This window comes from Mycoplasma sp. 5912 (assembly GCF_054353835.1).
Genome location: NZ_JBTHHI010000004.1, coordinates 42,262 through 64,565, shown reverse-complemented (window position 1 = coordinate 64,565; position 22,304 = coordinate 42,262). Strand labels below are relative to the sequence as shown.

The 22,304-nt window shown below is 29.2% G+C and carries 14 protein-coding genes, 2 tRNA genes and 1 riboswitch; of the genes, 1 reads left to right on the top strand and 15 read right to left on the bottom strand.

Features of this window, described 5'->3' with window-relative positions; genetic code table 4:
* Positions 1 to 43: 43 nt before the first annotated feature.
* Positions 44 to 120: transfer RNA gene (locus ACXYRP_RS02060), tRNA-Arg, on the bottom strand.
* A gap of 9 nt (positions 121 to 129) precedes the next feature.
* Positions 130 to 204: transfer RNA gene (locus tag ACXYRP_RS02055), tRNA-Cys, on the bottom strand.
* Between the two features lie 326 nt (positions 205 to 530).
* On the opposite strand from ACXYRP_RS02055, the gene ACXYRP_RS02050 reads away from it, so the two are divergent.
* Complete coding sequence (locus ACXYRP_RS02050) at positions 531 to 3,368, top strand: hypothetical protein (protein ID WP_458615110.1); 2,838 nt, start codon at positions 531 to 533, stop codon at positions 3,366 to 3,368.
* Positions 3,369 to 3,404: 36 nt separating this feature from the next.
* Here the strand turns inward: ACXYRP_RS02050 and ACXYRP_RS02045 are convergent, their stop codons facing one another.
* The 13 genes from ACXYRP_RS02045 to ACXYRP_RS01985 form a co-directional block, all read right to left on the bottom strand.
* Positions 3,405 to 3,914, bottom strand: coding sequence for an adenine phosphoribosyltransferase (locus ACXYRP_RS02045; protein WP_458597247.1), 510 nt, complete (start codon positions 3,912 to 3,914; stop codon positions 3,405 to 3,407).
* Positions 3,915 to 4,000: 86 nt separating this feature from the next.
* Positions 4,001 to 5,170: a nicotinamide mononucleotide transporter gene (locus ACXYRP_RS02040; protein WP_435130212.1), complete on the bottom strand. Its 1,170-nt coding sequence runs from the start codon at positions 5,168 to 5,170 to the stop codon at positions 4,001 to 4,003.
* The gene (locus tag ACXYRP_RS02035) at positions 5,163 to 6,536 is read right to left on the bottom strand and encodes a dihydrolipoyl dehydrogenase (protein WP_458614672.1); all 1,374 of its coding nucleotides are present in this window, start codon (positions 6,534 to 6,536) and stop codon (positions 5,163 to 5,165) included. The genes ACXYRP_RS02040 and ACXYRP_RS02035 overlap by 8 nt, the downstream gene beginning before the upstream one ends.
* A gap of 125 nt (positions 6,537 to 6,661) precedes the next feature.
* A complete protein-coding gene (locus tag ACXYRP_RS02030) occupies positions 6,662 to 7,117 on the bottom strand; it encodes a hypothetical protein (RefSeq protein ID WP_458615109.1) in 456 nt (151 codons plus the stop codon).
* Positions 7,105 to 9,513, bottom strand: coding sequence for an ATP-binding cassette domain-containing protein (locus ACXYRP_RS02025; RefSeq protein ID WP_458615108.1), 2,409 nt, complete (start codon positions 9,511 to 9,513; stop codon positions 7,105 to 7,107). The genes ACXYRP_RS02030 and ACXYRP_RS02025 overlap by 13 nt, the downstream gene beginning before the upstream one ends.
* Positions 9,506 to 10,555 carry an ABC transporter ATP-binding protein gene (locus ACXYRP_RS02020; protein ID WP_435130201.1) on the bottom strand — a complete coding sequence of 350 codons (1,050 nt, stop codon included), beginning with the start codon at positions 10,553 to 10,555 and terminating at the stop codon, positions 9,506 to 9,508. The genes ACXYRP_RS02025 and ACXYRP_RS02020 overlap by 8 nt, the downstream gene beginning before the upstream one ends.
* Positions 10,556 to 10,563: 8 nt before the next feature.
* Entirely contained in the window at positions 10,564 to 11,919 is a 1,356-nt protein-coding gene (locus ACXYRP_RS02015) for an ABC transporter permease (protein ID WP_458597243.1), read from the bottom strand.
* Positions 11,920 to 13,080 (bottom strand): ABC transporter permease, encoded by a 1,161-nt coding sequence (locus ACXYRP_RS02010; RefSeq protein ID WP_458597242.1) that lies wholly within the window; start codon positions 13,078 to 13,080, stop codon positions 11,920 to 11,922. It lies immediately after the preceding gene.
* Positions 13,081 to 13,135: 55 nt separating this feature from the next.
* A complete protein-coding gene (locus tag ACXYRP_RS02005; RefSeq protein WP_458614210.1) occupies positions 13,136 to 16,135 on the bottom strand; it encodes an OppA family ABC transporter substrate-binding lipoprotein in 3,000 nt (999 codons plus the stop codon).
* Between the two features lies 1 nt (position 16,136).
* Positions 16,137 to 17,978: an oligoendopeptidase F gene (gene pepF, locus ACXYRP_RS02000; protein ID WP_458615107.1), complete on the bottom strand. Its 1,842-nt coding sequence runs from the start codon at positions 17,976 to 17,978 to the stop codon at positions 16,137 to 16,139.
* A gap of 95 nt (positions 17,979 to 18,073) precedes the next feature.
* Positions 18,074 to 18,240, bottom strand: a riboswitch (Lysine riboswitch).
* 187 nt (positions 18,241 to 18,427) lie between these two features.
* The gene (gene hinT, locus ACXYRP_RS01995; protein WP_435130186.1) at positions 18,428 to 18,745 is read right to left on the bottom strand and encodes a histidine triad protein HinT; all 318 of its coding nucleotides are present in this window, start codon (positions 18,743 to 18,745) and stop codon (positions 18,428 to 18,430) included.
* On the bottom strand, positions 18,738 to 20,036 hold the full coding sequence (locus tag ACXYRP_RS01990) for a HinT-interacting membrane complex lipoprotein P60 (RefSeq protein ID WP_458614666.1): 1,299 nt from the start codon (positions 20,034 to 20,036) through the stop codon (positions 18,738 to 18,740). Before ACXYRP_RS01990 ends, hinT begins: the two co-directional genes overlap by 8 nt.
* Positions 20,036 to 22,210 carry a HinT-interacting membrane complex protein P80 gene (locus ACXYRP_RS01985; RefSeq protein ID WP_458615106.1) on the bottom strand — a complete coding sequence of 725 codons (2,175 nt, stop codon included), beginning with the start codon at positions 22,208 to 22,210 and terminating at the stop codon, positions 20,036 to 20,038. Before ACXYRP_RS01985 ends, ACXYRP_RS01990 begins: the two co-directional genes overlap by 1 nt.
* Positions 22,211 to 22,304: the final 94 nt, after the last annotated feature.

Here is a 22,304-nt window from a genome sequence, read left to right as displayed (position 1 = left end):
GTATTAAAATACCCCAAAACGGGGTTATATGGTATTAAATATATGGCGCGCCCGGCAGGAGTCGAACCCGCAACCTTTAGGGCCGTAACCTAACACTCTGTCCAGTTGAGCTACGGGCGCATTTAATTATGGAGGCACTAACGGGATTCGAACCCGCACTCAAGGTTTTGCAGACCCATGCCTTGGCCATTTGGCTATAGTGCCTATAAATTGCTAAATTATTATAGCGAAAAACAACAAAAAACAAAATATTTTTATAGATTTTTTATAATTTTAATACATAAATATTTTTATTAATTTCTATCTTGTAAAATGTGGAAATACTTTTATATATATATTCTTATATTTATAACATATGATATAAGAAAGCAATATGAGATATTATTACTCTATAATCGTTAAATAACGATATCTTTTTATGGAAATTATGAAAATATTTATTTTATATAAAATTACATACTTTTTATATATATAATTAATTATATACATATAAATTATAAAATATTTCTATAAGGAATTTAAGGGAAATTATGAAAAAGCACAAGTTATCAAAATTATTCTTATCAATTGCATCTTTAACTATAACTCCTATTGTTATTGCTGTAAGCTGCTCACCAAAAATAAAAGAAGAAGCAAAACCAGTTGATTTAAATTCTCCAAAAATGCAGGTTACAAAAACTACACCAACACATCCTATTGAAAAACCTAAACCTAATAACCCACAATCTCAAAATCTACCTATCAAAAACAATCCTAATCCAAGTGATGAAAAAAATAAACCTGATAAAGTAGATTATTCAAATGCTTTAGTTAAAAAACCAAATATAAGTGATCAAGTAATTTATAATAAAATATTAGAAAAACCTTTTAAAGGATTACAAAGATATAAAGATCCTGATTTTATAGGGATAGCTGGTGGAGGTAATGGAACTGATAACCAATTATTTTCAGTTAGAGATGGATTGGATATTAGTAAACTTACATCAGATGGAAAAGAGGAAACTAAAAGCAATAGAGTGTTCGATAAATCTACATGAGATCCTAAAACTAAAACTATTACATTTAAATATATGGTAATTGGTTATACAATGCAATATTCACAAACCATAACTTTAACAAATATAGTTGAAAAAACATCCGAACAAAATCCGAATAACCAAACAGAAACAAACATAGATTATTCAAATGCTTTAGTTAAAAAACCAAATATAAGTGATCAAATGATTTATGATAAGATATTAAAAAAACCTTTTAAAGGATTACAAAGATATAAAGATCCTGATTTTATTGGTATAGCAGGTGGAGGAAACGGAACTGATAATCAATTATTTGATGTTAGAGATGGATTGGATATTACTAAACTTACATCAGATGGTAATCCTGAAACCAAAGATAATCGCAAATTTCTAAATTCAACCTGAGATCCTGCTACTAAGACAATTACATTTAAATATATGGTAATTGGTGGCAAAACAGAATACACACAAATTATTAAATTAAATAATATAACAGAACCTTCTACAAAAGATAATGGGCAACCTACTAACAAAAATGGAACATCTGCTCCAAAACCTGATTTAGATAAAACAAAACAAGAAACTCAAAGTTCTGAACAAAAACCAACATCTGGAGCGAGAAGTAGTACCCCTCCAAAAATTCCAATTACATCTGAAACAGATGAAGACAAAAAAACAAACAAATCTGAAAATACTGAACCTCTTTCATATGAAAATGCATTAGAAAAATTACCTAATGTTACAGATGAAAAAATTTATAATAAGATTAAAGAAAGATTGTCAACAAAGAAAAATGTATTCCCTGGGTTACAAAGATATAAAGAGACTAAAGCTGGAAAAGCAGAAAATAGCACTTACTTTTTTGGAATAGCAACTGGTGGTACAAGTGATGATAATAAACTCTTTAAAACAAAAGATGGACTTGATCCACTAAAATTAAAAGATATCCCAAAAACACAAACCTCTGAAACTAAGAAAACTAGAAAGAAGGGACGTAATAAACATAACAATAATGTATTTGAGAGTTCAATTTGAAATGAAGAAGACAAAACATTAACATTTAGATATATAGTTGATGGTAAAAATAAAACATACGAGCAAAAAATCAAACTTAATATAACAACACAAGAACAAGATCCAAAAAATCCTAATACATCACAAACAAATAATACTCCATCTGATAAGGGTAATCAAAAAACAAACTCAACAGGTAAAACTGAAGAAAAGGTTAGTTCTGCAGAGACAAAGCAACAAAATACAGAACATCAAGATTCTTCAAGAGAAGAATCACCTAATGATGTAAATTCTAAAACTGACAACGAACCAAAAACCACAGATTCTACAAAAACTCCGCAAGGAAAACCTAATTCATCGGATACAACAAATCCAAAAACAGAAAGTGATTCACCAAAAAACTCTACTCAACCCACAGGTAATTCTGATTCTGAACAAAAAAATAACAATGAACAAAATATACAATCTGGTTCAGGTGAAACAGTCCATGAAACACCCCCTGCTCCAGCAGCATTAAAAGCTGAAAAACCTAATGCAAATGCACAAACAACATCAAGTGAAACTTCTAAAAATCAACCAGAAAACTCGGAACCAACATCTAATGATAATACAAATGATCAAAGTGCAAAAACACCAACAAAAGAAAATAATCAGAAAGATACCCCTTCAGAAGAACCTACATTAAAATCTTCTGAATCACAACCTAGAGTTGTAGCAAGTCAAAATAACCAACCTAATCCAAACGAAAATCACGAACAGCAACATGAACAAAACCAACCAAGTGATTCAACACAAACAGGAACTCCATTTAACGGAACCGAAAACCCACAAGAACAACCAAAATTAAAAACTGAAACTTTACCAAAAAATAATCTAACTAGTGAAGAAACATCTGATAATACAAAAGTTGTAGATGGTAATGAATCAAAAAATGTTGACAATGAAAATGAAGAAGAAAGTCCAAAACAAAGTGAAGACACTATTAAAACTGCTCCATTAAAATTATATGATGGTGTTACAAAAGAAAAAGTCAAAGAACAAATTCAAAAAGCACTCGAAAAGAAAACAAAGCCAAAGAAAAATAAAAAATTTCCTGGTTTACAAAAATATGGAACCAATGGAAAAGAATATGTTGGAATATCAGGTATGGGAAATAAAAATGATAATAAATTATTTTCTTTTGCAGATGCGTCATATGCAAATAGAATTACATCAAAAAAATCAGATGCTAAAAAATTCACCGATTCAACTTGAGATCCTAATACCAACACATTAACATTTAAATACCATATTGATGACGACAATAAAGAATACTCACAAACTTTTGTGTTAAGTTAAAAAAATATCACAAATTAGATGCCTAATTTGTGATTTTTATACCTTAATTAATGAAACTACTTCGGTATGTTCACCTAATAATTTTCTTCCATGCAATTCTTGTAATTCTAATAAAACAATTACTTTTTTAACTTCTACACCTTGCGATTCTAATAACTTAATAATTGCTTTGGTAGTCCCACCAGTTGCAAGCACATCATCTACAATTGCAGCCTTTTGACCTGGTTTAACAAACCCTTTTTGTAATTCTAAACTATTGCTTCCATATTCCAAATCATATTTCATCGCAATAACTTCACCTGGTAGTTTATTAGGCTTACGAACCATAATAAATGGTTTTTTTAAAAAAGCAGCAGCGGGTGTACCGAATAAGAATCCTCGCGCATCTGGGCCTACAATGATATCAACATCTTTGCACTCATCAGCAATCTTTGAAATTGTATAATTTAAAGCCTCTCCGTTTGCTAATAAAGGTGATATATCTTTAAACATTATCCCTGGTTTTGGAAAGTCGGGAACATTTCTGATTAATTTTGCTATATTCATATTTTAATTATAAACTATTTGCTTATTTTTTGCTATATTTATCAAAAAAATAAAACACATAAAATTTTTATGTGTTTTATAAAATCCTAGTTATATGTATAACTGTGATCAAAAGAAGTTAATAAATGTGGTAATTTTTCAATGTTAGTTGTATAATCCATTTTTGGTCTAAGGAGAATTGAAAGTTGATAAATTTTCTTTCTAAATGCTCATTTTAACTTAGATATTTTACTATCCAACACAATGCGCGATTCGATGGTATGAAGTAAGGACTTCATATCTCATAAAATAATATTCTTCATATTTCCATAGGTAGGTTTAAATTGATAAATTGATTCTTTTAATAACTTTTTAGCATCTGCATATGAGAGCTTATTAGCAACTTCAATTTTATCATAGATTACATATCCGTTTTCTTTTAACGAAGCAGCCATATGTGCTGAGAGAACCGAATTTGCTTCTGTTTGTAGTTTAACTCTAACTTCTTGTTTTCTTGAAGTTACATAAAAGTAGAATAATGACATATTCATATACACTGCATTTAATAAAATTACAACGATGCTAAAGAAACCAACTCCACCAAAGAAGACGAATGAAATGATGTTTTTAACAATTCATACATATCAGTTTTCTCGAAAACCTAATGAAAGCATCATCAATGCTACAACTGAAAGTGAATTAATCATTGATAATAGTATGTTTCCATCAAGTTTATATTTATAAAAGGTCCCAAAAGCATTTTGCACAGGATCGAATCCAAAAGTGATGTTGTATAAATAAGTAACTTGTGGATTTAAGAAGTAAAAAGCAATTGATAAAATAATAAAAATCATTCCAAAGAAAGTTCATGTGTGAACACCCGAAACAAAGTATTCAAAGACAATCTTTTTACGAATATATGTTTTATGGAAGTTAAAAATTAAAATTGGTATATATATGAATAAATTAATTAACCCATCGATAATTAAATAGTTATAGAAAGCAAAGCATATAAAGAAAATAATATTTATCAAACTCAGTAAATAAGCAATTTTATAATGCTTTGAAAAGAAATAATTAGCTAAAATACCAAAGATACCAGAAAATGAAACTAAAACATTGATAATTGCAACCGAACGGTTCGGGTTTTGTCATGCTCACACTTTATAATCAAAATTATAAAGTGAAACATATACCAACACTACTATGTTAATTACAATATAACATTTCTCTATTACGTCACGATGTTTAAGAACTTGTTGCTTGAACTTAAGCATTTTTCTTTAAAGCCACAGTACGTGATGAATAATAAAGTGCTTCAGCAATAGTTGGGTGTGTGTAAATAGATTCTTGTAGTTGTTTAAAGGTAACTTTTTGTTGCATTGCAAATGCGACTTGGTTGATTAAAATATGTCCACCTTCTAAGAACATAAAACTTCCTAGAATTTCTCCGGTTGATTTAGAAACAAAGAATTTAACGAAAGCCAATTCATTTGCTAAACCATCAGCATGCATTCTTGGTAATGCCATACCAGGAACCATTACTTCATTAAATTCAACCCCATCTTTTTCTAATTGAGCAGCTGTTTTACCAACACCGGCTAATTCAGGGTTTAAATAAATTGCTCATGGAACATTGTTTAAGTTTAATTTTTCAGGTTGTAATCCTAAAATATCTTTAGCAATCACATCTGCTGTTTTGTAAGCAACAGTAGAAAGCATAAATAATCCAGTTACATCACCTAAAGCATAAACGTGATCTAAACTAGTTTTCATCGATTCGTTTACTTCAACAAATCCACGAGCATTTAGTTTTAATTTAAGTGCATCTAGACCAGATAGGTTTGCTACTCTACCAATTGCTACTAATGTTTTTTGTGAAGCCAATGAGTGTTTTTGCTCTCTTCATTGATAACTTACAAATCCATTAGAAACTGATTCTAAGTTCATTTCATCAACAATTACAACACCTTTTGCTTCTAAAGTAGCACGAACTGCTTTAGCAGCATGTGGATCAAGATGTGCTAAGAATTTAGTGTTACATAAAATAGTAACTTTAGTTCCTAATGTGCTATAAAAATAAGCAAATTCTAATGCAATAGGTCCTGCTCCAATAATTACTAGTGTTTTTGGTGCAGCATCTAATTTCATTGCTTGTTCAGAATCGATTAAGTATCCTGATTCATATGCTTCCATGGCACCTTCGATGCTTAATGCACGATTTGATGAACCAGTTGCTACAACTAATTTATCAAAGTGTAATGTTTCTTCATTAACTGTTAAACTGTGTTCATCTACAACAGTACCCATTCCTTTGAATACATCAACATGAGCGCCTGCTAAAAAGTTGCTAATAGCACCGTTCAAAAGTTCTTTGTTTGCTTTACGACGGTTTTGCATTACTTGGAAACTATATCCAAGGTATTTGTTGAAAACTCCATATTTTTCAGAATTTTGGATTGTGTCTAAAACTTTTGCTGACTTAATTAAAGTTTTAGTAGAGATGCAACCTTTGTTAACACAGGTTCCACCTAAATCTTCTTTTTCAACTAAGGCTACTTTAAGCCCGTTGCTTGATAGAATACCAGCCAAAGTGTACCCACCAGGTCCAGCACCTAATACTACGACATCATAGTGTTTCATATTTCTCCTTTATTTTTAAATATATACATATATTATAAACAAAATAATAATAAAAAGTGTAAAAAAATCATTTTTTTAATATGTTTTTGCATTTTTTTAAAAATAAAAACACAACTGAGTGTGTTTTATACATAAGCGATGATTACAACTATTAAACTTGCAATAAAATAAATTATTAAGTTAAAATAAAACGGAAAATTAGATTTTTTGATTTTGGGTTGCTGTTTTTGTTTTTTTTGCTCTAAGTATGCAACTTTTTCAGCATGAGTCATTCTTAACATCTTTTTTTCTTCTTTATATCGCGATGAAATAAACTTATTTTCACGAAATCTTTCAAATGTTCGTTCCATAAATCCTCATTTAAACACTAAAATAAGTAATACAAATGCTAATGTTATTAAGGCAGAAGCAGTAAAAGCATTAATAATTCAATTTACATCTTTTTTATGGTTTATTCCTGCTGAAATAGCAAAAATAAGCCAGAAGATAAGAAAGTATGCTAATAAAATGTAATAAAATCGTTTGCTTTTAAACTGTGATTTAATTAAATTAGTAAATTTTGCTCACATTATTTGCTTCATTTTCGGATTTGCTCATCTGTTGCATAAACATAATGAGTTTGCTCATTTTCGCTAATATCTTGATTTTTAGGTAGATTTGGATATTTTTGCTCATCCATATATGAAAGTTCAAATTTTACATCCTTAAATTTCTCATTAGCATTTGAAATTTTAGGAATTGCTTTAAATAAATTAATTGTATATGGATGAATGGGGTTTTGATAAATTGCATTAGTATGTCCTGATTCAACAATTTTACCTAAATGCATTATTAATACCCGATCTGCAATATATTCAATCATTGATAAATCGTGTGCAATAAAAATCATTCCAATGTTCTTTTGTTTACATAAATCCATAAGCAAGTTAACAATTTGTGCTTGAATCGAGATATCCAAAGAAGCAATTGGTTCATCAGCAACAATGATTTTTGGTTCTGTGATTAAAGCACGAGCTATCACAATTCTTTGACGTTGACCACCTGAAAATTCATGTGGATAACGATAGGCAAATTGTTTTAACAAACCAACATCTTCTAAACTTTTGTATATGGTATTACGAGTTAAAAGACTTGATATCTTATAAATCCGTCAAAATTTAGTGATGAAATTAATTGGTTTTTTATAAAATTTATTTTGCAGGAAAATATCATAATTGGATATACCTAAAAATAAATAAATAGCTTTCAAGTCTTTATTTAAATACCTACTTTCAATTTCAAAAGATTTAATTCCATTTAACTTATCATATACATTTGAAATAAAAACTTTATAATCAACTTTATATTGCTTTAATGTTGCTTTAAGTTTGTTATGTAAATGCACATCATCTTTTTTGTTAATAAGTTGCTGTTTAGTTTTATCAATATAATTTGCTTTAAAGTATGATAAAAATTGTTTATGGATTTGGTTGAATTTACCTATCAATCCTTTATCAATAGCAATAAATGATTTACTAATATCTTCTTGCTCTTGAACTTGCTTTTTAAGTTCTAAAACTCTTAATTTATATGAATCCATATAAGTTTGAAGTTCTTTATCGAAGTTTTCTTGTGTTTGTTGCAATCTTTGTTTTGCTTGGTTAAAAGCATCTTTATTTATTTTTGGTTTAACAAAAAATCCTTTAATGGTTGTTTTTAAGCTTTTTACAAAGGTTTTTCACTTACTTTTAGCATCACTTCAATATTGATCCTGGATGTGTTTAGATTGATTTAAATAATCCGATAAATCAATGCTGAAATTTGAAACCACAATATTTTTAATAGTTTTTGAAAATTCAGAAAGTTTATTAAAATCAAATGGATTGGCATTAAGTTGATTTTTAAAAAACTCACTTGATTTGTCTTGCAAATGATTAATTAACTGTTGCAACTCGTCAAAATCTAAGTATCTAAGTTTAGATTTATGCTTTATAAATATCTTTTTAATATGATTATTTAGATGATATATTTTTACCTTATAAGCAAAATAATCAATATATGGACTTCCATATGCTTCATTAAAAAGTAATTTTGATTCATTTTTTAACTCTGAAATAAAGTTATTTAATGAGTTTTTTGAATCCAAATACTTTTCTCTTCAAGAAAATAAAGATTTTTTTAGTTCGCTAGCAGCATTAAAAGTATTTTGTTTAGATTCAAAATACTCATATGTGTGTCAAAGCAGTTGTTTTTGTTTTTTATATTCAGCCCTTGCTTGTTTTAGTTCAACCTCATCTAAATCAATTTGTTCATTTCGAAATTGCTGTTTCTTCTGATCATATAAACTAATTAATTTTTCAGTGTTCTTGTATAAACTATCAATAATCAGTGAGTTATTTTTACTTTTTTCTTCTAAATATGCAAAATATGCATTAAATTTATCTTCAAAACTTCCTTCAACTGCATCTAAGTCGAAATTATTAAAATATTCACTTCATTTATTATAAAATGGTTGGTTTAATGAGTTTGCTATTTTTAAATTCTCCAATTTTAATTTCAGCGCTTCTTCTAAAAAAGAATAATGAAAGTTGTATTGAACCGATTCTCAATCCTTTTTAATATCAGAAATTTTATTTTTTATAACACGGTTTACCACTAAGGGTTCTTTTAGAATACTAAAGATATTATTTTGTCCATTTAATGAAGCCATAGGGTCTTGGAAAATCATTTGAATATTTTTACGCATAAAGCGATTTGTCTTACGCGAGATTCGCTTCCCTGATACTAATTTACCATTAATTCGAACAAAACCGTTATAATCATCATATAAACGAAGCAATGAACGTCCTACGGTTGTTTTACCAGAACCAGATTCACCAATTAAACCAAGGATTTCACCTTCAGAAACATCAAAACTAACATCGTCGACTGCTTTATTAATATGATTTTTATTAATAAAGAACTTTTTTAAATTTGTAACTTCAAGTATTTTACTCATCTTTAAATACCTCTTTAAAGCTTTTTAATCGTGATGTTAATTCGGGACTTAATGAAACTTTGGGTGCATCAGGATGCAGCAATCATGTTGCAGCTGCATGGGTGGAAGAAACTTCAAATAATGGAGGTTCTTTAATAAAATCAATTTCTAATGCATAATCATTTCTCGGAGCAAAAGCATCGCCAAGTGGTAAATTATTCATATCAGGTGGTGTTCCTTTAATTGAATATAAGCGATCTTCTTTGTTTTCTGGGATCGCAGAAATCAACGCTCATGTATATGGATGTTTTGGATCGGTAAAAATATCTTTTTTGCTTCCTTTTTCAACTATTTTTCCAGCATACATAACATAAATATAATCACAAAATTTAGCTACAACTGAAATATTATGACTAATTAAGATAATAGCAATATTCATTGAAGTACGGATTTCATCAAATAAAGCTAACACCGATGCTTGCACTGTTGGATCAAGTGCTGTTGTTGGTTCATCTGCGATTATTAAGCTTGGCTTTAATGCCACCACCATCGTAATTACAACTCTTTGCTTCATCCCACCCGACAAAGTATGTGGATACATATCAAAGACACTTTCACAATTACGGATTCCAAATTTATCAAGTAAACCTACTAAGTATTTTCTTTTTTCACTATATGGCTTACTTTTTCATTCTGGATTTTTATTTAAAGCATCTAAAAGTTGTTTTCCTACCTTACGGGTTGGATTTAATGATGTAAGTGGGTCCTGTGGGATGTAACCAATTTTGTGTCCACGAATCTTTTGTCAGTAACTTTCTTTTTTTGAATCAATTAAGCTAATTCCATCAATTTGCATAATTTCAGCAGAAACAACTGAATTATCATTAATATTTAAAAATGCTTTTGATGTAACTGACTTACCAGATCCTGATTCACCGACTAAACCAACTATTTCTCCACGGTTGATAGTAATATCAACTCCTCGCACTATGCTGATGAATTTGTTATAACCGGTTTTAAAACTAACTTTAAGATCTTTGACAACTAATAATTTTTCTTGCATAAAATCTCCTATTTAGTTTTGATTACTTTTGGATCAAGAGCATCATGAACACCTAATGCGATAAAGTATAATGATACTGAAATTGAAAGTAAAATTAAGGCAGGTAGTAATAATGATCAAAAGTTTTGTGCTGCTTCAGATGATGCTGAAAAGATTATTTCTCCTAAGTTTACATCAGTGTCACTACTAAAAAATCCTAAGAAAGCAAGTGATGAAACTGAAAGAATAATTGATGGAATTTGAGTTACATAATTAGTAGCAATTTTACCAATTATTCCTGGTAATGCATGTTTATAAATCAAACGAATTTTTGAAGCACCTACTGATTTGGATGCAGTTATAAACTCAGAATCTTTAACAGTGATTATAAATAAACGAGTTCCCCCTACTGATCCAACTCACCCAACCACAACCAATGCAATTCCTAAGGCTAAATCAGATGTACCGAATAAGGTAACTGCAATTAATAACCAAATAAGAGTTGGTGGTGCTGAAAAAATATCAATAAAACGCATCATGATAGTATCTATTTTAGAACCAACATGGAATCCTAAATATGCTCCTATAATAACACCAATAATAGTTTGAATTGATGCTACGATAAATGCTAAACGTAGTGCTTTTCAAGTTCCAACTCATGATCGAGTTCAAATATCGATACCCTTTGCCGTTGTTCCTAAAAAAGTATCTAATTTTGTTTGTGGATTTAAAGCAAGTGCTTGATCATATAAACTTTGATATTCGTTTTGATTTAAATTTTGTGCAATATTTGATTTATCAAAAATCAAATATGCACTGTATACTCGGTATCAACGATACATATCAATTAATATTTCAGATTGCTTTGTCGGTCCATTAATGCTTTGCACTGTATATTCTCTTGTTTTTAAAACTGAAGCAGCAGTGGCATCTTTTGAAATATCTAAAAACTTATCAAAAAAGCCTCCATAATTTTCGTGAAAAGCTGCTTTGTATTTTGGAATATCTTGTTCAAAACCAGCGCTTTTTAGTGTTATATAAGGTTGATACGAAGCTGGTAAAGATTTTATCGAAGGAGGCCCAAAAATAGTTTTACCTTGTTGATCTGCAATTAAATTTAAACTAATTGTGTCTGAAATCGATTCATTTGCTGAATATTTAGAACTAATAGTTACAATAATCGAAATTAAAAGCACGATTATAAAGACAATTAAAAATAATACGGATGGTCAACTTTTAAAGAATCTTTTGAGAATTTCTAAAAGTAATTTTTTTGGTTTTCCAGCTATATTAGAAAATGTTTTTTGGTTATTTGCTAGTGCAAAAGGAGTTTGTATACCATTAAAAGATAATTTATATTTTTTATTAAATTCTTTTGCAGTCATCTATATTCCTTTCGCTTTCATTCTAGCAAATTCTTCGTTTCTTTTTCTGGTAACTAAGAACAGTTTTCATAAGTTAGAACCTTTTGTTCCATATTTAATGCGTGGATCTAAAATGGTATATGAAACATCAACTAAAACGGATGTAAATACCCCGAGTAATGTGAAAAAGAAGGTATTAAACATAATAATATTAATTTCACCATTCGGAAATGCGTTAGCAATAATTTGTGATGTCCCAGGAACTTTTCAATATCTTTCGATTACTATTCCACCAGTTAACAATCCAATATATGATGGAATGATAATTGCAGCAAGTGGAATTGAAATATTACGTAATACATATTTAAAGAATATTTCAACTCTACTTAGTCCTTTTGATTTTGCTATTAAAACATAATTTGATGTTAGCACAGTAATAACTTGATTTCGAGTGTAACTGATATAACCTGATAATGAACCTAAAACAATAATCACAATTGGTGGTAATCACGAAATAACAACTTGACTTTGAGTCTGTGCTGCCGCTTCTGCCGTTCCAGGTATCGCAACAGTTGGTGAAACACCAGATGAGGCTAAAATAGTAATTAAAATTGGTGCTACTATAAATGAAGGTAATGCAATAAAAATTAATGAAAAGAAATTTACCACTGCATCAACTCATGTACCACGTTTATAACCAGCAAAAATTCCAAACAATATCCCTAAAAATGCACTAATAACAAATGCTGGTAAAGTGATAATAATTGAGTATTTTAAGCGCGAAAAGAATAATTGTGGGATGCTATTTACCCCTAAACTTGCAAATAATTTATCATCAAATGGTAAACCAAACGGATTCGCTTTATTAGTAAATAAATCATTTACCCAATAACCAAAACGAATTATTGGATTAAGTTTATAGGTTTTTCAAACATTTTGATATTGGTCATACTTTCCACGTCAATCACTTGGTAGAAAATGATAATCAATACTTTTTTCAAAACTTTGTCTAGATATATTCTGTAATGCTACCTGACTTTGACCTTCAGCACCGTTCTTTGAATTTGCAGTTTGTACAAATGGATTATCAGCAAACTGTGCTGTAAGTGTATATACAACAAAGATAATGATAATCAATGTTAATAATGCAAATCCTATCCGTTGTAAAATGTACTTAGTCATTTATCTCCTTATTTAATAATGCAAAGACAATTAACTTGCGTTAATTGTCTGGATATTATTTGGTTGCAACTTCGTATGAACCATAGTTGGTAGCATTATCAAGTGTTGCAGGTATGATAAAGTTTGGATTGCTCAATCCTTTTACAAATGAATCTTTTAATGTTCCAGTTGTTATAGTCATATTCATTCCTGTTAAATTACGGAATTCAGCAACCATATTTAACAATGCTTTTTTATTAAATACATCTTTTGTTTCATCTGATGTATTTAATCATAATCAGAAGTTTGCTGAAATTGTAAGAGGTGGTAAGTATTTTGCCTCATCTTCTTTGCTTAAAGGAACTAATTGTTCTTTTCCGTCAACTGTTTTAAGTTGATATTGATTTAAATAAGTGGAAATATCGTTTGTGTATTTATTTCCCAACTTAATTAATTTTTCAAGTGGAATCGAGAATTTAACATTGTTTTTAGGATCCTCAATAAATTTCTTTCAGTATTCAGCTGCTTTAACAAGGTTTGGATAATTTACTTGAAGTTTAGCTTTATAATCTGCATCAGTGTTAATTCAAGTAAATAATTGAATTAAGTTACCTTGAAACATATATCCATCAAAACCTGATCCGACTAAATTATAATCATATCCTCAACCAGTTACTGTGTATGGAGTTGATCCAAAATTAAAAAATTCATCAAAGTCTTTTCTATTATTATTTTTTTCAAATTTAACTTCAAAACGATCAGGATATAAACTATTAAGAACTTTTTGCATTCCTTTATAAACATTTTCATGAACTGAATTAATATTTGTAAATCGAGCACGAACTGTGAATCTTACTTTCTTTGTATCCTCTACTTTATCAAGATCAGGATGTTGTTTATAAAATTCATCCAATACTTCTTTCATCTTTGTTTTCAATATATCTAATGCACTTGAACTAAATTGATCATCAGCAGTTTTACCAACTATCGAATTTTCAGATGGTGATAATTCGGTTCCGATTTTTTCACCAAGATTAACTTTTTGTCCTGTTTTTGAATCTACTACAAACACAGTTGATAATTGGTCTCAATATGGACGTAATGTATTATATTGCAATGATGTATCTGAGTCGTTATTACGGATGGTTACATCTTGTGCAAAACCCGAAATTCACGGAATTGTAAGATTAGGTGTTAATAACTCTTGAGCAACATATGCTCAGTTGATTGAAGCAGTTAGAATATTCATAAATTCTGCTCCTAAACCTGTGGTAGCTGCTTTTAATGTATTAGTTGCAGTTCCGGCTTTGATATCAGTCAATGAAGCTCCATAAACTAATTTTGTATATGCATCATTCATAAATGAAGCAGTTGTTGATTCTTGTTGATTTTGCGGAATTCATGTAGGTGTAAATCCATTATTTGAATGACTTGTATTTCTAGATTGAACATCTCTTAAACCTCATTGCACAGGGTTTGCTGAAATTTCTTCGTGGTATGCCTTTAAATTACTATAATTTGCACTTGCTGTTAAACCTGCTTTAAATTGCTCATAATTAAATTTTGCAAAACCATCTCCTAATGGAGTTGTAGTGTAGGTATTTTGAAAAAGTTTTACACGTCTTGGATTATTAACAAACTTTTGATTTCAATAGTTTGGATTTAACTTAAAAGTATCAGTTAGCGAGGTTCCATCATAACCAGCATAGTAATATTTACCAGCAAATAAAGCTGAATCCATTGACATTCCATATCAGTATATCCCAGATTCTTTAGCTAAACCATCTTGTAAATTGTTGATTTTGTTTTTGATGTCTGTTTTATCTGAATCACTTATATCACCACTTTTATAGAAGTTTGGTAGTTGTTTACTTGCCACAGTTTCTTCGATATATTGTGATGGAGCAGGAATTAAATCATAACTGTTAAAGAAAAACTTATCATATGCTAAATCAAATTTAGATTCTTTTTTTGGATCTAATTCTTGTAAAACAAAGAATTCACGTTGGTCATCACCTGTTCCTTCAACATGTACTGATTGTGTTTTATCTAAAATTTTATTTACATCAATGTTATAAAGTTCATATAAGTATTTATTAGTTCAACTATTTCCTTGAGCTCTAAAGTATAAATCTCCATTTACAACATATTTTTCACGTGCTAATTTTTCAATTTCTTCGGTTCCTCCATTATTTAAACGAAATAGTGAATCCTGTCCAGCATAGGTACGTAATACTCCCATTCAAAAATCTTCTGCTTTAATTGGATATTTTGTTACTTCACCTTTAGAATTAATTCATTTTTGATTTTTTCGGATTCTAAATGACATCTTAGTTGCTTTCTTTAAAGCATGTCTAAATGTATCGGAGTTAATTGATCTAGGATTATCACTTTGCAATTCAACTAAACTCAATGAATAACTACCATCTGGTTTATCGGGTTTTGGTAGTAATGGAGCATCATCTTGATCAAAAACCATATCTTTTGTTGTTCCATCATCTTGTTTCACTGTCAAAATAACTGCATCTGCTAATTCTAATGAATATCTAGAAACCGATGGTTTATGAATTGTGCGAGTCTTAATTGTTTCTAATGTGTTTGTATCTTGCACACTAGTTTCTGTGACTTCTGGACGACCATAAAAGTTTAATTCAACTAATCTTGGAATTTCTGAATCATATGTAGATTCGGTTAATCCACCTGTGGTAAATGAAAGGTCGTAAAAATTTCTTGAATCAGAATGGGTAGAATCGTATTTAACTGTATATAATCCGCTTGATGCTTGTTGTGAAAAAGAGGTTTTCCCATCAAGATTAATTGTTTTTGCAGGTGGATTAATAATTCCTAATAAAGTATCAGTCGATTGATATTTTTGTGTATCAATTTGCTTGCTAGGATATGCAAAAGCTGTGTTATATTTATCATCTGCAGGTGGTTTCGGTAAACCGGTTTCATTGCCTGGGGTTATTTCTTGATTACCTACTGATGTGGTCGAACCACCACCACAAGCAACAGCAACTGGTAATACCAGAGAACTTGCTGACAATCCTAATCATAAAAATTTCTTTTTTTTCATATTATTTTCCTTTTTTGTCTACTTTAAAAATTTTCTTACCTAAATTAATTCATTGGTCTACTATTTCTGAAAGAAATTGCAATCCATCATCATAAAAGTTATCATTCATTAAATCTACACCCACTTTTTTTAAAATCTCAATTGGATAATCACTACCACCTGCTGATAAAAAGTTGTTTATGTAGTTATCTAAAGCAACTTTACCTGACTTTTTATATTGTCTAAAAAAGTAGGTAGCAACTAGATGTCCTATAGCATATTTATATACATAAAATCCATAGTAATAATGTGGGACATAAATAGATTGGATGGTATTAGCAACTGAATATGGTTGCTTAGTTAGAGTGTATTTTAAATTATTTACATAATAGAGCTTACTAATTGAATCATAACTACCAGATACTTTCCCTTGTGAAATCGCTTGGTAAAGATCATATTCGTAGTTAGCTCAATTGGTTTGCTTTAAAACAGTACCGACAAATCCTGCGATCATTGAATCGAGAATTTGAAATTTTAATTTGTCGTTTTTTGAATTAGTTAACATATAATGTGCTAACATAAATTCATTGTATATTGAGGCTATTTCAGCTAAGAAGATGGGATACATTGAATTAGGTAAGTTTTGCCGAGTATCTGAAAAATACGAATGCATTGAATGTCCTAACTCATGTACAAGTGTTTCAACACTACGCAGTGTCCCTTCGAAGTTCATTAAAATGTATTTTTTGTCAATTCCATAGGTTCCACCGATGCTATAAGCACCACCTCGTTTGGTATTGGTGCTCATATAATCAACTCATCGCTCATCGATTGCTTTGCAAACTTGCTGATAATACTCATCTCCAAAAGGTTTTAATGCTGCTTTAGCAAGTTCATTCATTTCGGAAACTGTATAAGAAGTTTTCACATTAACTAAATCGCGAGAGTAATCTCATTTTTGACGTTTGCTATGAAATTTAAGATAATAGAACTTATCACTTCATTGCTTATATTTTTTTAATATTGTTTTACTTGAAGCAACTTTTTCAAAAAGTTTCATCAAGATTTGATTTGATACCTTATCTGAAGCTGTTAGCATTGCTACAGTAGAATCATATTTACGTAATTTTGCTTCAGTAGTCAATGCTTTGAAATGTTGGAATAATAATTCGGCAAATGTATCTTTGTGGTTAGTAAATGCTTTTCAATAATTTAAATATGCTTGCTTACGCACATTAGCATCATCGGATTTAAGAAGTTTTTGATAAATAGTGGGATTAAGTTTAATTTTCTTACCTTTTTTAGTTTTAACTGTTCCATAATATAACTCACTATTTGAAAGAATACTAAAGATATTATGTGGATTTGGTTGCCCGAATGCTGAATTAACTAAGTATTCTTCAACTTTATCATCTAATTTATGTTCATATTCTTGGATTTGATCACAAATACTGCGACGATACGATGCTAAGCGAGGATCGTCTTTTCATACCTTCATTTTTTCCATATTAGCATAAAAACGATTCGATTCAGAACCAAACTCGGTATTGAGTGTGTGTGATAAAAATTGAAATTCTGATTCTAATTGTTTAAATTTCGCATTAACTAAATCGGTATTTAAATTATTTGAAATATAATTATCAATTTTAAATGCTAATTTGGTTTGTTGCTCCGATAACATCACATCAGTTAAATAAGATTCGATGCTATCATATTTGCTATCTTTATTTAAAATTCTGCTTTTATATACCTTTTTATACTCTGAAATTAGTTCTTCTATGCTGCTACCACTAAGAATATCATCTAAATCTCAGGTATATTCACTCGGAATATCCTTATGATTTTTAAATTGCTTTGCTTTCATATTGCTCCTATTGTTATGAAAAAAGTCTTGTAACTTATAAATTTACAAGACTTTTTAATCAGTATTTAATATCATACTATCTAAAATAAGAAATGTAAATCTATAGCACCAATGGTTCAACCAAAGAGTAGAAATCTTTTATGCTTTTCTACCAACTTAACTTACTGCCATAAGTTAGGTTTCGGCTTTTATACCCTTTCATTAACTTTTTAGCATGCCTGCAAGGTTAATTACTCTTGTTAAAAGCTCCTCTATAGTTTAGCTCACAGATTACTACTATGTCGTAATCTGTTAAACTAACAACAACAGATTATGACAAAATTAAACGTTAATAATATTGCAACGTCTATTAATATATGTCATAATAATTTGTTGTGTTCCTTTTTTCATAGAAAGTAGTATACCAAAAAAATCATTAAAGCAAAATAAAAAAACACAATTGCTTGTGTTTAATCAAAAGGAATGATATGAATATGAGTATGAAATACCATCTGACCTGCTGAAGCACCAGTATTAACTAATAATTTAAAACCACTTTTATTGTGTTCTTTGATATATTTAGCAGCCAACTCACGAGCTTTTAACATTGCATAAATAAAGTCTGCATCGTTGTTTTCTAAAATGTTTGCTTCTGGGGTTTTCGGAATAACTAAAAAGTGTCCAGGTTGAAACGGTTTAATATCATATATTGCAATTACTTTTTCATCTTCATAAAGAATTTCTGCTGGTATTTGACGATTAATAATTTGGGTAAAGATACTAGCCAAGGAACTTAGAATCCTTTGCTGAATCTTTTAATTTTGCATCATCTATACCTACAGAAACACGGTAACCTAAATCTAAGAATGCTTTGACAACTTGATCATATAAAGCAGAATCAGAAAGGTTTAATAAAACGGATAATTTAATAATTTTGTCTTTAAAAGGAGTAGCATCGAAACTAATAATTTTTTTAGTAATTTTTGCCGGTTGTCCTTGCTTGTCTTTATCTGGATTGTCTATTTCAATTGTTTTACCAATCGGTAAAACTCAGTTGAAAAATGATACTTGAATATTTTTATCATCAGAAGAAATATTAATTGCTTGCGATAAATTACCATTAGCATCGACTGAAACTAGACGAGAGTTTACAGGATCATAAAATCCACTTAAATCGCTATAATTTGCGATGTTTTTTAAAATCTCAATATTTGATGTAGCTCCATCTTTTCCGACTAAGAATCTAAATTTATTATCATTTTTTAAAATACCTACATATGAAGCAAGTTGCTTTTGTTGACTAGCATCAAAAAATAATAAGTCGTCAGAAGCATTTTTGTTAGTTGTATAACTTGTTTTTGCTAAATTATTATAATCATTGATACTTGAAATTTGACGAGTTTGTAGGGTAAAAATATCATCTGCATTAGAACTTTTGTATTGTCAAAGTTGCACAAACTGGTTTTTGACTAAATAATCTATTAATAAAAAGTTATTTAAGTCAAAATTATCTTTATTTGCATCATAGTCACTTTTATTAATCTTTTCTAATTCTTCTTTTTTATTGATTTTAAAATAAGTAGCAACCAATAAATTTTTTAAAACATTATATCTAACATCTGATTCATCTATTTTAAATAATAATTTAAATTGATCCATATTCGGATGATTATTGGTAATATTTTGTGGTTGTAATAAGTTTAAATCATTTTGATTGAATAATCCTAATTTTTGTAATTTAGCAAGTTCTTTATTATAAAAATCATTATCCTTTTGTGATTCAAATGCTAAATATGCTAAATATGCATTATATGCATCAGTTGCAAAACTTTGCGATTGCAAAAGTGTTTCATTAATTTGGGTTTGATTTTTATTATTTAAATCGAGATTATAGTATTTGCTTACTACTCCTAACAATCAAGTTTTTTCGATTTCTTTTTTGATTGCATCTTTTTTTTCAAAAGATAATTCTTGTTTAGTTTTTTCAGGAGTATTAACTTTGGTTCCACATGCTACAGTGGCAATTGGTAAGATGCTAATTAAAGAAGATAAAGCAAAATACTTAAAGCGTTTTAACATTATTTATCTCCTTTATTAAGTTCATTTGCTACAACTGCTCCGATGACATCAAAAGCAGATTTGTCGCTGTAGGTATATTTTTTGGTATTTAAATCAAAGTAACCGACTTTTAGTTGACCATCTTGATAAACAATATTTAATGAATTATTTTTATTATATGTATCATTGATTCATTGATTAATTTTTGAGATATCATCTAAATCTTTTGATAAATGAATTCCATTATCTATCACCTTTATCCTTGATTCTACATTTGTGATATCACTTTGTGTATAATCAGTGTTAGTTAATGAATTTGGGTTCTTTGTATTTAATACTGTTGCAACAAATTTTGGATCAGAAAGTGCATTAAGTAAAAAATCTTCTTTTGAAATACTTGCACTTAATTTATCTGTAATATGTAAATTTGTGTTATTGCCTGCTAATAAGTTTAATAAGTCACTTTTAATAAAATTGTTATAGTTATCTTTTGAAATTTTATAATCTGAAAATAACATTAATCCTTTATCAGTAGGGATAAGATAAAAATTAGGTTTGTTTTTGATGCTATATGCAAACGCTAAACGTTTATTACTGTCATCGATATTTACTGCGAATGCTTTGTTAAAAGTATCTTTGATATAAATGCTAAATTGATCACTTGTTAGCGAATCTATTAGTCGTTTTATATTAGTATTTACATTATTTACTAACTCAGAAAATTCTTGAATTTTGCTTTTATCTTTTGATTCTGAAATTGTTTTTGCTTTATCTAAATCAGATTGAATCAATGATTCAAGTTGTGGATTAAATCCTTTTGGTAATTGGTAAATAGTTGATAAATCAATTTGAGGTAATACAACAGATGTTTTGTTAGCATTAGCTTGTTGTTCAAAAATTCCTTGGGTTTGTGTTGCTAGTGCTTGATTTACATCCAAGTTAACTAAATCAGAAAACGATGTTATACCATTTGTTGCTAATGTGTTTGATTTAGTTAATGTTAAGTTATCTAAGGCAAATTGAAATTGCTGCTTACTTGGAACATCTGAATTTGACTTACTGATTCCATATAAAGTAGGAATATCTACAAAATTATTAAGGTAATCTATATTTGCTTTAAGAATTGGACTACCATCTGCTGTTTTTACACTGGTATATCTTAAGATATTAATAAGTTTATCCTTTGCACCATCTTTATCAAAAGAAAACGGGAGCAATAAATCTTTGTTTGCTACACCTGGAAGTAAAATTGAGGTTGTAATATGAATATCATTTTTTGCAAAATATTTTGCCACTAAAGCACTTGGATCAATTTTGTCTTGAATAAATGATTTGGTTGTAAATAAAATAATAGAACTTGAATTAGCATCGGGTCGAAAGTATGTAACATTTTCTTTTAAGTATGGGACTACATTATCACCTTGTTTATAAAGCAAATCCTGCAATTTATTTCCGTTTGCATCAAAATGTGGGATATCTCTTTGTGCCTTACGGTTTAATGCACTTGCAGAAATAATTTTAGTTTCAATTGTAAAACGACGTTTGGCTTCAGTTTCAACTTCCTTAAATGTTGCATATTCGACTGCTTCATCAATGTTTTTAGAATTACCATACTCTGTTTGCAACTTTTTATTTCAAGCATCTAAATAAGTATTGGGTTGAAATGATTGACGGGTACTTTCGAATTCTGCATTAATTGCTTTGCGTTTTTCTGAACGGATTATTGCTAATGATTTTAAATCACTCGCTACTTTAGGATTTTCACCAGGTAATAATGATGCATTATAAATTTGGCGATATTCATCAACTGCTTTTTGCTCTTGATCATAAAAATAAAATACTGCTTGACGGTAAATATCATCAATTTGTTTATCATTTGCTTCTTTATTACTTTCTAATGCATTTTCCAAATCACCTACATTCATTTCAGTAGTAATCTTTGATTTATCATTAGTATTAAAGAATTTGAATGCCGCTGCATTTTTTGCTTGTGCCTGCACATAATCAATTCGGTTAACGCTTATACCTAACGGTATAGCAATAGCAGCAATAATAATCACCCCTAGCGAACCTAAAATCCCAAAATTAATTCAATTTCTTTTGCGGCGATTAGTTTTGATAAGTTTTTGCTTATCTTCATACGAATCATTAAGTTCGGTTAAGCGTTCAAAAAATGTCTTTTTTCTCTTTGCCATTTTTACCTCAATTTTGTTTCTTATATAAAAGTTTTTAATATATTATAGCAAAAAAAATGTATTTTTTGCAGCGATTTGGTAATGCTATATTTGT